The sequence below is a fragment of the Georgenia sp. Z2081 genome, assembly GCF_055326445.1.
The window spans coordinates 120303-136073 of sequence record NZ_JBUZNK010000001.1 but is presented as its reverse complement, the minus strand read 5'-3'; the positions used below and the strand labels follow the sequence as shown (position 1 = coordinate 136073).

Here is a 15771-nt window from a genome sequence, read left to right as displayed (position 1 = left end):
TCGGCGAGCACACTGTGGGTTCAACGAGAACATGTGGGTCCGGTATCAGGGTGTGGGTTCGGTGACACCGGAACGCCCGCGCCCACCGGTCAGCAGGCACCCACGGGTTGACCCGCGCCCACCAAGCAGTACAGAACCGTCCGGGCAGTACAGAACCGTCCGGGCAGCACGACGCCCCCGGACCTGGCGTCCAGGGGCGTCGGGCAACCGTGGCGGGGTCGTATCCGCTCACGCGTCGACCGCAGCCGCGCTCACGCGCGGAGAAAAAATCCCCTCCTTCGTGAGGATGGAGGAGTCAGGCCTCCGGGACCACGTTGACGACGAGGCTCGCCGTAACGTCCTCGTGCAGGCGGACCTGTACGCGGTGCTCGCCGAGCGACTTGATCGGGGCCGGGATCTCGATCTTGCGGCGGTCGAGCTGCGGCCCGCCGTCGGCCGCGACGGCCTCGGCGATGTCGACGGTCGACACGGCGCCGAACAGGCGGCCGGCCTCGCCGGCGCGGACGGCCACGGTGACCGGGACCGACTGGAGGCGGTCGCGGGTGGCCTGGGCCTCCTCGACCGTGGCGATCGCGCGCGTGCGGCGGGCGGACGTCATCTGGTCGACCTGCTTCTGGCCACCCTTGGTCCACCGGTCAGCCAGACCGCGCGGGACCAGGTAGTTGCGGGCGTACCCGTCCTTGACCTCGACGACGTCGCCCGCGGCACCGAGACCGGTGACCTCGTGGGTGAGGATCAGCTTTGCCATCTCGATCCCCTTCCTCAGCGTCCGGCGCCGGTGTAGGGCAGCAGAGCCATCTCGCGGGCGTTCTTCACGGCCTTCGCGATGAGGCGCTGCTCCTGGACGGAGACGCCGGTGACCCGGCGCGAGCGGATCTTGCCGCGGTCCGAGATGAACTTCCGCAGCGTGGCGGTGTCCTTGTAGTCGATCGTGCCGACCTTGACGGCCTTGACCGGACCGACCTTCTTCTTGGGCTTGCGAAGTACGGGCTTCGCCATGGGGTTCTCCTTGGGTTCTCAGTACCGGCCCTCGCGCGCGTGCGTCGCGCGTCCGGGCCCTTCGTGGATGTCGTTGTCGCCGCGCAGGGCGGCAGGTTCGTCGAGCGTGCCGACGGGAAGGCTCAGAACGGCGGGTCGTTCGGGAAGGCGGTACCGCCACCCTGCGTGGCCCACGGGTCGTCGGGGCTGCCGCCGGCCGGGCCGTTGAAACCACCCTGGCCGCCCTGGTTGCCGCCGTAGCCGCCACCCTGGCTGCCGCCGCCGTAGCCGCCACCCCCCTGGTTGCCGCCACCGAAGCCGCCACCCTGGTTGCCGCCGAAGCCGCCGCCACCGCGCTGGGTGCGCGTGACCTTGGCGGTCGCGTAGCGCAGCGAGGGAGCGACCTCGTCGGCCTGCATCTCGACGACCGTGCGCTTCTCGCCCTGCTGGGTCTCGAAGGAACGCTGGACCAGACGGCCCTGGACCATGACGCGCATGCCCTTGGTCAGGGACTCGGCCACGTTCTCCGCAGCGTCACGCCAGACCGAGCAGCGCATGAACAGCGTCTCGCCGTCCTTCCACTCGTTCGACTGACGGTCGAACTGGCGGGGGGTCGACGCGACGGTGAAGTTCGCGACCGCAGCCCCCGACGGGGTGAACCGCAGCTCGGGGTCGGCGGTGAGGTTGCCGACCACGGTGATGATGGTGTCGCCTGCCATGAGAGCTCCTGACGGTGGCTGTCGGTCGGGTCAGTGGGCGTCGGGGCGCAGAAGCTTCGTGCGCAGGACGGCCTCGTTGAGGCCGAGCTGACGGTCGAGCTCGCGGGCCACCTCAGGGGTCGTCGTCATGTCGACGACCGCGTAGATGCCCTCGGCGCGCTTGTCGATCTCGTAGGCGAGCCTGCGCTTGCCCCAGATGTCGATCTTGTCCACGGTGCCGCCACCGGTCGTCACGACCGAGAGCAGCTTGTCGAGCGACGGGGCGACGGTGCGCTCGTCGACCTCCGGCTCGAGGATGATCATCAGTTCGTACTGCCGCATGGGTATCCCCACCTCCTTCGGACTGGGCGGTCACGGTCTCTCCGTGACAGGAGGGTCATGCGTGGCACCGGACGATTCCGGGGCCGACCGTCAACGGTACCCGGTCCCGGGGTCGCACGGAGCGCCCGGTCCCGTGCCGCCGGTCACCCCGGCGGAGCAGCGCCCGTAGGCGCCCGGTCACCTCAGCGGAGCAGCGCCCGACGGCACCCCGCCGCCTCCGCCGAACCGGGCCCGACCGCGCCCGGTCGCCCGGGCGCGCGCGTCACGACGCGCGGGACGCGTCACCACCCGCGGGGAGCCGAGCGGGATCAGCCTCCGCCGGCCTGGCCGGGGCCACGACCGTTGCCGGCCCCGCCCTGACCGGGGCCGCCGTTCCCGCCGCCCTGGCCACCCTGGCCGGGCGGTGGCGTCGACGGCGGCGCCTCGGTCGTCGGGTCCTCGGTGGGTTCCGGCGTCGTCGGGTCCTCGGTGGTCTCCTCCTCGGTGGTCTCCTCCTCGGTCGTCTCCTCCTCGGTCGTCTCCTCCTCGGTCGTCTCCTCCTCGGTCGTCTCCTCCTCGGTCGTCTCCTCCTCGGTCGTCTCCTCCTCGGTCGTCGGCTCCTCCGTGGGCACCGGCGCCTGGGTCGGGACCTGGGTCTGCCGGTCCGGGGCCCCGGGCAGGTCCTCGGGGTCCGGGCGCTCGGGCAGCTCGACGACGGGCATGCCCTCCGTCGCCACCTGCATGTAGTCGCGCCAGACCTGCGCGGGGAAGGTGCCGCCCGCGACGAGGTCGACGCCGCCGAACCCGGTGAGCTCTTCCTCGGTGCCGTCCTCGCCGACCTGGTACATGCTCACCACGGTCGTCAGCTGCGGCACCCACCCGGCGAACCAGGCCGAGCGGTAGGCGTTGGACGAGCCGGTCTTGCCCGCCGCCGGGCGGCCGATCTCGCCCGCCGTGGCTCCGGTACCGCCGGGCTCGAGGACGGCCTCCATCGCGTAGGTGGCCTCGTCGACGACGGCCTCCTCGAAGGCGCGCACGCCCTCGTCGCCGCCGGTGTAGATCCGGTTGTCGTCCCGGTCGAGCACCTCCTCGACGATGTACGGCTCGTGCCGCACGCCGCGGGCGGCGAACGTGTTGTACGCCTGCGCGCTGTCGAGCACCGTCGGGGAGGCCGGCCCGAGGACGTTGGACGCGCTCGCCACCAGTCCCGGCGTCTCCTCGGACCACCCGGCCCTGGTCGCGACGTCCACCATGGACTCCGGCCCGACCTGCTGGTTGACGAGCGCGTAGGTGGTGTTGACCGACTGGGCGGTCGCCTCCCGCAGCGTGATGGGGCCGCGGTTGTGCTGGTCGTAGTTGTTGACCGGGACGTCGTAGCCCTCGATCTCCATCGGCGTGTAGGACGGGAACCGCTCCTCCAGGGAGACGCCGTCCTCGATGGCGGCCACCAGGGTGAAGGGTTTCGCCGTCGAGCCGGCCTGCGCCCGGTCCTGCGTGGCATTGTTCCGGGCGTCGGTGACGTAGTCCGGGCCGCCGTACAGCGCGACGATCGCGCCCGACTCCGGCCGCACCGACACCAGACCCACGTTGTTGTTCTCGGGACGGTCCTCGGGCAGGTTGCCCACGGCGTCGACCGCGGCCTGCTGGCTGCGCTGGTCGATGGTCGTGACGATGTCGTACCCGCCGGTGTCGATCTCCTCGAGCGTGAGATCGCCCTGGGCCACGAGCTCGTCGCGGACCATCGCGAGGAGGTAGCCGTTCGGCCCGGCGTAGGTCTCGTTCTCCTCGGGCTCGATCACCTCCGGGAACTCTGCGTCCGCGCGCTCCTCCGCCGTGATCCACCCGTCCTCGAGCATGAGGTCCAGGACGCGCTCGAAGCGCTGCTCGGCGCGCTCGGGATCCACCCCCGGGTCCCACGCCGACGGGCTGGGGATGATGCCTGCGAGCAGCGCCGACTCCGAGAGCGTCATCTCCGACGCACCGTGCCCGAAGTACGCCATCGAGGCCTCCTGCACGCCGTACGTGCCGCGACCGAAGTAGATGGTGTTCATGTAGTTCTCGAGGATCTCGTCCTTCGACTGCTCCTGGTCGATCCGCAGCGCGAGGATCGTCTCCCGGAACTTGCCCACGTAGGAGGTCGTGGTGCCGGTGTAGTACCGCTCGACGTACTGCTGCGTGAGCGAGGAGCCGCCCTGACGGGCCTCGCCCTGGACGTTGTTCCACAGGGCACGGGCGATGCCGCGCCAGTCGACCCCGGGGTTCTCGTAGAACCGCCGGTCCTCGGAGGCGATGACGGCCTGGCTCACGTGGTCCGGGACGTCGTCGAGCGAGATCGAGCTCCTGTCGTACTCGGCGAACCGGCCCATCACCGTCTCGCCGTCCGCGAAGTAGACGGTGGTGCCCTCCGCGAGGGCGAAGTCGTCGGGTGCCGGCACGTCGATCGAGGCGTACGCGGCGACGAACAGGCCCGCGGCGCCGGCCACGCCGGCGACGAACAGGCCGACCATCCAGAACAGCAGGCGTCGCCAGAGAGGCACGCGCCCCTTCGTCCCGGGGTCGGTGGTCCCGGTGCCCGTGGAGTCCTTGGCCATCCGCGTCAACCTTTCGTCGCGACGTGAGCTCCACAGTATGGAGCTCCGGCTCGCAGCGCCGCTCGCGGCTGTGCCCGATCACACGCCCGGCGCCGGGCGGAAAGAGGCGCGGTGCCGCTGCCCGCGCCGGTTACGGTGGCGGTCGGAGACAAGCGACGGAGGAGTCGAGACGTGGTGCGGGTAGCAGTCGTCGGGGTGGGCAACTGCGCCTCCTCCCTCATCCAGGGCGTGCGGTACTACGCGGACGCCGACCCCCGGGACACCGTGCCCGGCCTCATGCACGTCGAGCTCGGCGGGATCCACGTGCGCGACGTCGAGATCGTCGCCGCGTTCGACGTCGACTCCCGCAAGGTCGGTGCCGACCTCGCCGAGGCGATCGGCGCCTCCGAGAACAACACGATCCGACTCGCCGACGTCCCACCCACGGGCGTGGAGGTGCTGCGCGGACCCACGCTCGACGGCCTGGGCCGGTACTACCGGGAGACGATCAAGGAGTCCGACGCCACCCCGGTCGACGTGGCGGCCGCCCTGCGCGAGAGCGGTGCCGAGGTCCTGGTCTGCTACCTGCCGGTGGGCTCCGAGGAGGCGGCCCGCCACTACGCGCAGGCCGCCCTCGACGCGGGCTGCGCGGTCGTCAACGCCCTGCCGGTGTTCCTCGCCTCGGACCCCGACTGGGCGCAGCGGTTCGTCGACGCGGGTCTGCCGATCGTCGGTGACGACGTGAAGTCCCAGGTGGGTGCCACGATCACGCACCGCGTGCTGGCCCGGCTCCTCGAGGAGCGGGGCGTCCGGCTCGACCGCACGTTCCAGCTCAACGTGGGCGGGAACATGGACTTCCGCAACATGCTCGAGCGCGAGCGGCTCGAGTCCAAGCGGGTGTCCAAGACCCAGGCGGTGACGTCGAACATCGCGGGTCACCTGCCGGCCCGCGACATCCATATCGGACCGTCGGACCACGTGGCGTGGCTGGACGACCGCAAGTGGGCCTACGTGCGCCTCGAGGGCCGCGGCTTCGGCGACGCCCCGATGTCGCTGGAGTACAAGCTCGAGGTGTGGGACTCCCCCAACTCGGCGGGCATCGTCATCGACGCCGTGCGCCTCGCGAAGCTGGGCCTGGACCGCGGCGTCGGCGGCCCGCTGCTCGCGGCGAGCGCCTACCTCATGAAGTCCCCGCCCGAGCAGCGCGAGGACACCGCCGCCCGGGCCGACGTCGAGGCGTTCATCCGCGGCGAGATCGAGCGGTAGGGGCGCGACGCGCGCCCGGCCCCGCAGCTGGTGCCGGCCATCGTCGACGAACGGTTCGGCGACCACGCCGTCCCGCTGCCGTGACGAACCCTCAGGCCGAGGACTCGGGCTGCTCGGCCCACCAGGCCAGCAGCTCGGCCTCGGCCCGCTCGTCGCCGAGCGGCCCCTCCTCCATGCGCAGCGCGAGCAGGTGCTGGTAGGCCCGGCCCACCAGCGGACCCGGTGAGATCCCGAGGAGCTCCATGATCCGCGAGCCGTCGAGGTCCGGGCGGATCGCCGCCAGCTCCTCGGCCTCGGCGAGCTCCTCGATGCGTCTCTCGAGATCGTCGTAGGCCGCCGACAGGCGCGCGGCCTTGCGCCGGTTGCGGGTCGTGGAGTCCGCCCGGGTGAGGCGGTGGAGCCGCTCGAGCATCGGACCGGCGTCGGTGACGTACCGGCGCACGGCCGAGTCCGTCCAGGCGCCGTCGCCGTACCCGTGGAACCGCAGGTGCAGCTCGACGAGGCGGGCGACGTCCTTCGTCGTCTGCTTGTCGAACGTGAGCGCCCGCATCCGCCGCGAGGTCAGCTTCGCCCCGACGAGCTCGTGGTGGTGGAAGCTGACCCCGCCGCCGGGCTCGAAGCGCCGCGTGGCCGGCTTGCCGACGTCGTGCATCACCGCCGCGAGCCGCAGCACGAGGTCCGGTCCGGGCACGGGGCCGTCCGGTCCGGTCTCGAGGTCGACGGCCTGGTCGAGAACGGTGAGCGTGTGCTCGTAGACGTCCTTGTGCCGCCCGTGCTCGTCGACGGTCTCGCGCAGCAGGGCCAGCTCGGGGAGCACGACCTCGGCCACGCCCGTGTCGACGAGCAGCCGGAGACCGGCCCCCGGGTGGGCGCCGACCAGCAGGCGCTCGAGCTCGGCGCGCACGCGCTCGGCCGAGACGATCTCCAGCCGGGAGGCCATCGCCGTCATCGCCTCGCGCACGTCGCCGACGACGTCGAACCCCAGCTGCGCGGCGAACCGTGCGGCCCGCATGATCCGCAGCGGGTCGTCGTCGAAGGACTGCTCCGCGGTGACCGGGGTGCGCAGCACGCCGCGGGCCAGGTCGCCGAGGCCGTCGTGGGGGTCGACGAGCGCGAGCCCGGGCAGCCGCACGGCCATGGCGTTGACCGTGAAGTCGCGGCGGGACAGGTCGCCCTCGAGGGAGTCACCGAACGCGACGACGGGCTTGCGCGACCCCACCTCGTACTCGTCGGTGCGGTAGGTCGTCACCTCGACCTCGAGGCCGTCGCGCGCGCCGCCGATCGTGCCGAACTCGCGTCCCATGTCCCACGTGCGCGCGCCCCAGGCGCGCAGCAGGCGCTCGGAGACCGCCGGCGTCGCCGAGGTGGCGAGGTCGATGTCCTTCGGCGGCACCTCGAGGAACGCGTCCCGCACGGGGCCGCCGACGAGAGCGATCTCCTCGCCGGCGTCGACGAACGCCGCGGCGAGGTCGAGCACGGGCCGCGGGAGGTCGGCGAGCACCTTCATGGCGCGCACCTTCAGGGCGAGGTCGTCAGGCAGGTCGTCCGGCACCGACCAAGGGTGCCACGGCCGCCGTTCCGGACCCGAGCGGTCCTGCCGGCTCGGCCCGCCCTCCTTCGGTCCGGCACGGAGTCTCTTACAGTGGACTGCATGCCTGCCGCCCCGATCCCCCAGCCACGGGCCCCGCGCCCGTTGCGGGTGCGGACCCCGGGCTCGCGCTCCTCGCGCCTGCCCGTGGTCGACGAGACCTCCGCCGGGGGCATCGTCGTCAAGGTCGCCGACGGCGTCGCGTACGTCGCCGTCATCGCACGCCGCAACCGGGGCGGCCGCCTCGAGTGGTGCCTGCCGAAGGGCCACCTCGAGGGCGTCGAGACCGCCGAGCAGGCCGCTGTGCGTGAGATCGCCGAGGAGACCGGCATCGACGGCCGCGTCCTGCGCCACCTGGGCACCATCGACTACTGGTTCGCCGGCACCGACCGGCGCGTCCACAAGGTGGTGCACCACTTCCTCCTCGAGGCCACCGGCGGCACCCTGACCATCGAGAACGACCCCGACCAGGAGGCGGAGCAGGTGGCGTGGGTGCGTCTGGACAAGGTCGCGGCACGCCTGGCCTACCCCAACGAGCGGCGCGTGGTCGCCACAGCCCGGGACGTGCTGGCCGGCCGGGCATGATCTCGAGAGCCACGCGGGGGCGGGCCGCGGCGGCACTTCTCACCTCGGCCCTGGCGGCGCTGTGCCTGTCGGGGACCCCCGCGGCAGGTGGCGTCCCGGCCGCGCACGGACCCCAGCCGGACGCGACCGCTCCCCCGGCCGGTGACCGGCCGTCCGCGACCGCCCCGACCACGACCACGACCACGAGCGCTCCCTCGTCGACCGCCCGCACCAACCCTGTCGACGCCGAGGAGCCGGCCGAGCCGCTCGCCCTGGACGACGTGGCCCCGGCGGTCCTCGACCCCGAGGACGACCTCACGGTCACCGTCACGCTCACCCCGACCACCGACGTCGAGGACGGCACCCTCGCGCTGGCGCTCGACCCCACCATCCCCCTCTCCCGGTCCGTGCTCGCGGCCTGGCAGTCCGGCGAGGGACCCTCGGGGTACGCGAGCCGGACGGAGGTCGAGCTCGACGGGACCGTGGCGGCGGGCGAGAGCAGGACGGTCGAGCTCGAGGTCCCCGCCGAGGATCTCGGGCTGGTCGCCGGCCGCGACGAGTGGGGTCCGCGCGGCCTGGAGGTCGTCCTCACCGACGCCGGCGAGGTCGAGGAGGTGGTGCGCTCCGTCGTGGTGTGGGGCGCGCCCGCCGAGTCCCTCGAGCCGTTGCCGGTCGGCCTCCTCGTCCCTGCGACGGCCGGCTCCGTCGACGACCCCGCGCTCGTGCCCGGGCTCGGCCCCGATACGGCCGGCGCACCGGACGATTCGGCGGCGACGAGCTCCGAGGCGCCACCGGCCTCCGAGGCGCCGACAGGCGGCGGGTCGGAGGCGCCCACCGACGGGCCGCCGGCCACGGAGAGCCCGTCCGACCGGGCGGCGCCAGGTGAGGTGCCGTCCGGGGAGGCGCCGAGCGACGCCTCGACGTCCACCGATCCGGACGCCACCTCCGAGGAGGACGCGCCGTCAGCGGTGCTCGCCCTCGCCCAGGCCGTCGCCGGCACAGGGGCGAGCCTCGCGCTGGACCCGGTCCTCCTCGACGGTGCCGGGACGCCGTCCGGCACGGCACTCACGGAGCTCGCCGAGGACGACCGGCTGCTCGCGCTGCCCGCCGGCGACGCCGACCTCGCCGCCCTCGCCCACCTCGAGCGGACGGACCTCGCCCAGCGGCTCACGAACGACGGGGTCGACCGCATCGGGGTGCTCACCGGGCACATCGTCCCCTCCCTCGCCTGGCCCGCCGGAGAGGAGGTCGACACCCCCACCGTCGAGCTGGCGCACGACGGCTCGACGAGCGTCACCGTCCTGCCCGGACCCGTCCTCGCGCCCGCCGCCGACCTCACGTACACCGTCTCCGGCCGGGCCGACGTCGAGCTCGGGAGCTCGCGCGGCCTCACCGCCCCCGCGCTGGTCGCCGAGGAGAGGACCAGCTCGCTGCTCGAGGGCACCCTCATGCCGTGGTCGACCGGGTCGCCGGTCGAGCTGTCCGCGGTGCAGTCGCGCCAGCTGCTACTCGCCGACCTCGCCGTCGTCTTCCGCGAGCGCCCCAGCGACCCGCGCCCGCTCCTGCTCACCTACGACCGGTCCTCACCGGTCGAACCGTCGGTCGTCGGCGACGTCTCCCGCGCACTCGCCGACGCACCCTGGGTCGATCTCATCTCCCTCGGCGACCTCATGGACACCCCGTCGACGTCGGACGACCCCCTCTCCCTGCCCGACCGGAGCGTCGCGCCGGGCGAGGTCGACGCCGCCGGGCTCGCGCGCGCCGAGGAGACCGAGCAGCTCGCCGCCGCGGTCGCCACGATGACCGACACGCCGCCCCCCGCGGTGGCCGGCGCCGCGCTCGCCGTGCGCACCGCCGTCTCCGCCGGCTGGCGAGACGACGCCGCCGGGCGGGACGCACTCGTCACGGGCTGGCACGACTCCCTGTCCGCGGCCACGCACGCCGTGCGGCCGACCCCCACCTCCCCGATCAACCTCATCGCCTCGACGGCAGAGCTGCCGGTGCGGGTGGCGAACGACGGCGACTTCGACGCGCGCGTGACCGTCGTCGTCGATCCGGACGATCCCAGGCTCGAGGCGCCCGAGGGTGTCGAGATCGTCGTCCCGGCCGGCGGGCAGGAGACCGCGCTCGTCCCCGTCTCGGCCATCGGGTCCGGCGACCTGCCGGTACGGATCCGGCTGGTGACGCCCGACGGCGACCAGATCGGCTCGGCCGCCACGATCGTCGTCCGCGTCCGCGCGGGCTGGGAGGGCACGGCCGTGACGATCGCCGGCGTCGTGCTCGCCCTGCTCGTCGTCGTCGGGCTCGTGCGCCGGATCCGGCGCGGGGTCCGGGTTCCGACCGGTGACGCCACGCCCGTCATCGCCGGCGATCCCGGCGCGCCGACCGTCCACGTCACGGGGGAGCAGCCCGCCGTCGTCGACGATGGCCCTCGCGCCGGGGACGATACGCACCGCACGGAGGACCCGCCCCGGGCCACCTCCGAGGACCACGACGAGAGGAACGACGAACGATGAGCGGCAGGAGGGGGCTCGCCGGTTCCTCGGTGACGATGTTCGCCGGCACCCTCGTCTCCCGCGTGCTCGGCCTGGTCAAGGGGCCCGTGCTCCTGGTCGCGGTGCTCGGCGCGAACACGGGGGCGTCGAACGCGTTCGACGTGGCCAACCGGCTCCCCAACCTCATCTACCTCCTCGTCGCCGGCGGCGTCCTCAACGCGGTCCTCGTCCCCCAGATCGTCCGGGCAATGACCAAGGACGAGGACGGGGGCGACGACTACGTCTCCCGCCTGCTCACGGCGATCACGCTGGGCCTGGCCGGGCTGACGGTCGCGCTCACGCTCGCCGCACCGCTGCTCGTGCGGCTGTTCGCCTTCGGGATGGAGGACCCCTGGTACTCGCTGTCCGTGGCGTTCGCGTACTGGTGCATCCCCCAGCTGTTCTTCTACGGGATGTACACGCTGCTCGGGCAGGTGCTCAACGCGCGCGGCATCTTCGGCCCGTACACGTGGGCACCGGTGCTCAACAACGTCGTGGCCATCGCGGGCCTGCTCGTGTTCCTCGGGCTGCACGGGTCGGTCGCCGACCTCACCGCGGTCGGCGCCGAGGGGTGGACGCAGGACCGCACGATCCTGCTCGCGGGCGTGGCCACCGCCGGGGTCGCGGCCCAGGCGCTCGTCCTGATGTGGCCGCTGCGCCGCGCCGGCGTGAGGTTGCGGCCGAAGTTCGGGTTCCGGGGCCGCGGGCTCGGCTCCGCGACGTCGACGGCGATGTGGGTCTTCGCCGCCCTCCTGGTGGGTCAGCTCGCGACGCTCGCGATCTCCAACGTGGCCGCCGCGGCCTCCGCGGCGGGCGACTACGCCATCGACGTGGCCGGCAACGCCGCGTACACCAACGCCTACTTCCTGTACTCGCTGCCGACCTCGCTCATCGTCGTCTCGCTCATCACCGCGCTGTTCACCCGCATGTCCACCTCCGCGGCGCACCAGGACCTCGACGCCGTGCGCGCCGACCTCTCCCTCGGCCTGCGGGTGGTCGGGCTGTTCACCCTGTTCTGCGCGGGTGGGCTCATGGTGCTCGCCCTGCCGATCGTCCGCGTCATCACGCCGGCCGCCGCGTTCGTCGAGGTGGAGTCGATCGCTCTGGTGCTCGTCGCCATGCTGCTCGGCCTCGTGGGGGTCGGCGCCTTCACCGTCATCCAGCGGGTGTACTACGCGTTCGAGGACGCCCGGCGGCTGTTCTTCCTCCAGCTCCCACTCACCGTCATCGTGGTCGGCGGCGCGTTCGCGTCGCTCCTGCTGCCCCCGCGGTGGGTGCTCGTCGGCGCCTGCGTCGCGATGGCGGTGTCGAACATCTTCGGCGCCGGGCTGTCCTTCCTCGGCCTGCGGCCTCGGCTGGGCCGCACCGACGGGGGCCGCGTGGTGCGCTCGCACGTCCGGATGTCGGTGGCCGCCGCCGGCCCGCTCCTGCTCGGCTGGGGCCTGCTCACACTGCTCGGGACGGAGGAGTCCGACCTCGACGTCCCCGGTGCGCTCCTGCGCGTCGTGGTCGTCGGGCTCCTCATGGTGGTGGGGTACTTCGTCGCCCTGCGCGCGCTGGGTGTCGGCGAGCTCGAGGTGGTGGCCCGTCCGCTCGGCACCATGGTCGCGTCTCTCGCGCGCAGGCTCCCCGGGCCGCTGCGCGTGGTCCTCACGTGGCTGGCCACGGTGCTCAATCCCGGCCTGCGGACGGGCGCGCCGGACGGCGGTCCTCGGCACGGTGGTCCTGGTGACGGGCCCGACGGCGGCGGGCCCGACGGCGGTCCCGACGACGACAGGCCCGTGGGCGGGGGACCCGCCGGTCCGGTCCCCGACGACGCCGGCGCGGGTCCCCTCTGGGGCAGGCCGGCCGCCGAGGACGAGCGCGTGGCCGATGCGGCGGTCGACGCCTCGCGGGACCTGCCGTGGGCACCGCACATCGAGTCCGCGTGGGAGCCGGTCTGGAACCCCGGGCGCCGCAGCCGTCCGGAGGTGGCTCAGCCGCCTCCCTCCGGCGGCTCGAGCGACGCCGGAACCGCGCCCGGCACGTCCCGTGCCCGCCCCGCTGGCCCGCCGGAGGGCCGGGACGCCGTACGCCCGACCGGCAGGCATGCACCTCCCGCCCCCACCGCGGCCGAGCTCGACCCGCTCGCGCACCTCGACGGGCTCGACGGCCCGCCCGACCAGACCGTGGTCCGCCCCGTCCGGCCGGTGACCGAGCGCGCCGATCGCCCCCAGCGTCCGCAGCGCCCCGTGCGCGCCGACCGGGACCCCGCGCACACCCCGCGCCACGCCCGCCAGGCACGGCCGGGTCGGGAGGAGGTCGCGGGTCGGACGCCGCCGCCACCTCCCCCGCCGCCGTCCGGCACGCCGGACTCGGCCGACGGCCACGCGGAGCCACCGCGCCGGTGAGCCGACCCGAGAGGCGCACCCCGGGCAACTAGACTCGCGCACGACCACGCACCGCCGTACCGCTGCACCGCCGTCCACGACCGAGGGGGACACCTGGACACGCACCGGGGCTCCGCAACCGGCCCGCTCCTCGCGGGCCGTTACGCGCTGGGCCATGCCCTCGAGACCGCCTCCGCGGGCGCCACCCGGTACGCGGCTCACGACACGGTGCTCGACCGCGAGGTCGAGGTCCTGCTGCTGGACCCCGCGCAGCCCAGCACGGACGAGGCACTCGACGCCGCCCGACGGGCGTCCCTCGTCGAGGACGACCGGCTGCGCAGCATCTACGAGGTCGCGACGGACGAGGGCACCGCGTACGTCGTCGGCGAACCGGCCCGCGGCACCACCCTCGCCGACTACGCCGGGCACGGGCCGATCCCGCCCGAGCAGGCCCGCGCCATCGTCGGGGAGGCGGCCGCTGCGCTCGACGCCGCCCGACGGCACGGGGTCCGGCACCTCGCCCTCGACGCGCGGTCCGTGCACGTCACCGACGACGGCGAGGTCCTCGTCACGGGGGCGGGCGTGGCCAACGCGCTCGGCGAGAACCTCGTCCTGACCCCTGCCCGCGCGTCCAGGAAGGACGCGAGCGACCTCGTCGAGCTCCTCTACCTCGCCCTGACCGGCCGATCCGCGACCACCGACGACGGCTCGGCCCCGCCCGCGCCGGGTGCGCTGCTCGACCGCGTCCCGCACGACCTCGACGACCTCTGCGTACGCACGCTCGACGAAGGTGCGGGGCCCTCCAGCGCCGGCGACCTGTTCCACACCCTGGCCCCGTGGGGCGACATCGATCCGCCGCCGCGCCAGGTCCGACGCTCGGCAGGGGGACACTCCGCCCCCCCGCCTCCGCCTCCCGCGCCGAGCGACTCCACCGAGGAGATCTCCGCCGTCGACGACGAACGTCCCGCCCAGACCGCGGAGCCGCGCCCGCGGTCGACGCTCGGCGGGCGGCTTCGTCGTCAGATCCCACCGCCGTCGATCCCGCCCGCAGACGGCACCGCCGAGGCGGTGGCGTCCGGCACGTCCTCCGCCACTGCCGCGTCCGCCGGCGCGGTAGGGCTGGGCGCAGCCGCGGCCGGGACGCTCGCCGCCGGTGCCTACGGGGCCGAGGCCCGGACCGGGGACGCCGTCTCGGCAGAGCGAGCCCCGGCGTCGTCGAGCACCACCGGCTCCGGCGACCAGGAACGCGGTCGAGACAGCTCCGGGACGGCCGGGCGCGCCGCGGAGGGGTCGAGCAGCGCCGCGCGACCGGCGCGCGACGAGACGGAGACCGATGCTCCCACCGAGGCGGAACGCACCTCGGCGCCGAGCCCGACCGCGGCGGCCGGCCCGGGTGAGCGTCCGACGGTCGGGGCCGCACGGACCGAGCGTACGAACGACGCCGACCCGCTGGCGGGCATCGTCCCCACCAGGGCATCCGCCCGGTTCGACGCCGTCACGCGCCGCGTGGTCGGCGGCGCTCGCCCGCCCGTACGTCATGCCCGCGTGGCGGTGGCGCACCTCCCCGTGCCGGACCCCCACGGCCCTACGTCCGACGAGGGCGCCGGTGCCGGGACGGCCCCGGACGGACGCGGTCGCGCTCGCCGTGCCGCCGGCAGCGACACCGCCGTCGCCGGCAGCTCGTCCCTCGGAGCGGCGGCCGGCCCCTCCACCGGTGGCCCGGCAGCGCGCGGTCAGCACACGGGCGGCCCCGGTCGTCCGGGCGCACCCGACGGTGCCGCGGCAGGCACCGGCGGAGCCACCGGGGGACGTGCCTCGTCGATCGGCTCGAGGGCCTCCGCCGCGGCTGCGGCGGCGGCAGCGGGAATCGGGGGCGCGTCGTCGTCGATCGGACGGTCGGTCGGACGCGCACGCAGCTCGATCCAGGAACGGCTGTCGAACCCCGGGCGCCTGACCGAGGAGGAGGCCGGCGAGCAACCGCTCGACGTCCCCTACGGCACCACCGGACCGGGTTCGCACCCCGCGATCGACGAGCCCGTCCGCCGCGTGCCGACCGACGCCCGAGGCCGGTCGTCGGCCGCGGGTGCCGACCAGCGCTCGGGGCAGGCGCCGCCCGTGGGCTACCGCCCCACCGGCAGCCTGGACGGTCAGGACGACCGCTCGCTCATGGACGACCGCGTCCCCGGGCGCGAGGTGAGCCGCCACACGATCGACCCGATGCCGTGGGTCGTCGTCCTGTTCCTCCTCGTCGTCGTGATCGGCGCCTGGCTGGCCGTCCGCACGCTCCTCACGCCGACCACGGCCGTCGAGCTGCCCAGCGAGGATCCACCCGTGGTGACGCCCGACCCGGTCGAGGAGAGTGCGACGGACGAGCCGACCGCTCAGGCCTCCGACCTGCCGGCCCCCGTGCTCTCGCGCACCGAGCTCGTCGACCCCGAGGGCGGCGGGACGGACAACGCCGACACCGCCGAGCTGGCCGCCGACGGCGACGTCGACACCTACTGGCGCTCGCTGTCCTACCAGTCGCCCGACTTCGGCGTGAAGTCCGGCACCGGGCTGCTCGTCTGGCTCGAGGAGATCAGTACCGTCGGCGGACTGACGATCGACACCTTCGCCGACGGCGAGGGCGGCAACGTGGAGATCCGCATCTCCGACCCGGCCACGCCCGGCGAGGGCGAGCTGCTCGCCGAGGGCCCCCTCGAGGCCGGGGAGACCACGTTCACGTGGGACTCGCCGGTCACGACCGCCCACCTCATCGTCTGGATCACCGAGCTGCCGACCGCGGGCACCGACGGCGCCAACCGGGCGGAGATCGCCGAGATCACCGTCCAGTAGCAGGGCACACCGCCGAGGTGGCCCGGAACAACCCGCCGCGGCCCGCTG

The 15771-nt window shown here is 74.1% G+C and carries 11 protein-coding genes; 5 read left to right on the top strand and 6 right to left on the bottom strand.

The window, feature by feature from the left end:
* Positions 1-295 precede the first annotated feature (295 nt).
* The 5 genes from rplI to ACZLKG_RS00635 form a co-directional block, all read right to left on the bottom strand.
* The gene (gene rplI, locus ACZLKG_RS00655; protein ID WP_425707275.1) at positions 296-748 is read right to left on the bottom strand and encodes a 50S ribosomal protein L9; all 453 of its coding nucleotides are present in this window, start codon (positions 746-748) and stop codon (positions 296-298) included.
* A gap of 14 nt (positions 749-762) precedes the next feature.
* Entirely contained in the window at positions 763-999 is a 237-nt protein-coding gene (gene rpsR / locus ACZLKG_RS00650; protein WP_425707274.1) for a 30S ribosomal protein S18, read from the bottom strand.
* A 122-nt stretch (positions 1000-1121) separates the two neighbouring features.
* Positions 1122-1697, bottom strand: coding sequence for a single-stranded DNA-binding protein (locus ACZLKG_RS00645; protein ID WP_463647550.1), 576 nt, complete (start codon positions 1695-1697; stop codon positions 1122-1124).
* 30 nt (positions 1698-1727) lie between these two features.
* The gene (gene rpsF, locus ACZLKG_RS00640; RefSeq protein WP_463647549.1) at positions 1728-2018 is read right to left on the bottom strand and encodes a 30S ribosomal protein S6; all 291 of its coding nucleotides are present in this window, start codon (positions 2016-2018) and stop codon (positions 1728-1730) included.
* Between the two features lie 308 nt (positions 2019-2326).
* Positions 2327-4588, bottom strand: coding sequence for a transglycosylase domain-containing protein (locus tag ACZLKG_RS00635; protein WP_463647548.1), 2262 nt, complete (start codon positions 4586-4588; stop codon positions 2327-2329).
* Between the two features lie 171 nt (positions 4589-4759).
* Here ACZLKG_RS00635 and ACZLKG_RS00630 point away from each other — a divergent pair, with 171 nt between their 5' ends.
* Positions 4760-5833, top strand: coding sequence for an inositol-3-phosphate synthase (locus tag ACZLKG_RS00630; RefSeq protein ID WP_463647547.1), 1074 nt, complete (start codon positions 4760-4762; stop codon positions 5831-5833).
* Positions 5834-5924: 91 nt separating this feature from the next.
* On the opposite strand, the gene ACZLKG_RS00625 is transcribed toward ACZLKG_RS00630, so the two are convergent.
* Positions 5925-7340 carry a CCA tRNA nucleotidyltransferase gene (locus ACZLKG_RS00625; RefSeq protein ID WP_463648063.1) on the bottom strand — a complete coding sequence of 472 codons (1416 nt, stop codon included), beginning with the start codon at positions 7338-7340 and terminating at the stop codon, positions 5925-5927.
* Between the two features lie 159 nt (positions 7341-7499).
* Here ACZLKG_RS00625 and ACZLKG_RS00620 point away from each other — a divergent pair, with 159 nt between their 5' ends.
* From ACZLKG_RS00620 to ACZLKG_RS00605, 4 genes are all read left to right on the top strand, one after another.
* Positions 7500-8006, top strand: a complete 507-nt coding sequence (locus tag ACZLKG_RS00620) for an NUDIX hydrolase (protein WP_463648062.1) — start codon at positions 7500-7502, stop codon at positions 8004-8006.
* Positions 8003-10501: a DUF6049 family protein gene (locus tag ACZLKG_RS00615; RefSeq protein ID WP_463647546.1), complete on the top strand. Its 2499-nt coding sequence runs from the start codon at positions 8003-8005 to the stop codon at positions 10499-10501. The genes ACZLKG_RS00620 and ACZLKG_RS00615 overlap by 4 nt, the downstream gene beginning before the upstream one ends.
* On the top strand, positions 10498-12909 hold the full coding sequence (gene murJ / locus ACZLKG_RS00610; RefSeq protein WP_463647545.1) for a murein biosynthesis integral membrane protein MurJ: 2412 nt from the start codon (positions 10498-10500) through the stop codon (positions 12907-12909). The genes ACZLKG_RS00615 and murJ overlap by 4 nt, the downstream gene beginning before the upstream one ends.
* A gap of 207 nt (positions 12910-13116) precedes the next feature.
* Complete coding sequence (locus ACZLKG_RS00605; protein WP_463647544.1) at positions 13117-15723, top strand: hypothetical protein; 2607 nt, start codon at positions 13117-13119, stop codon at positions 15721-15723.
* Positions 15724-15771 lie beyond the last annotated feature (48 nt).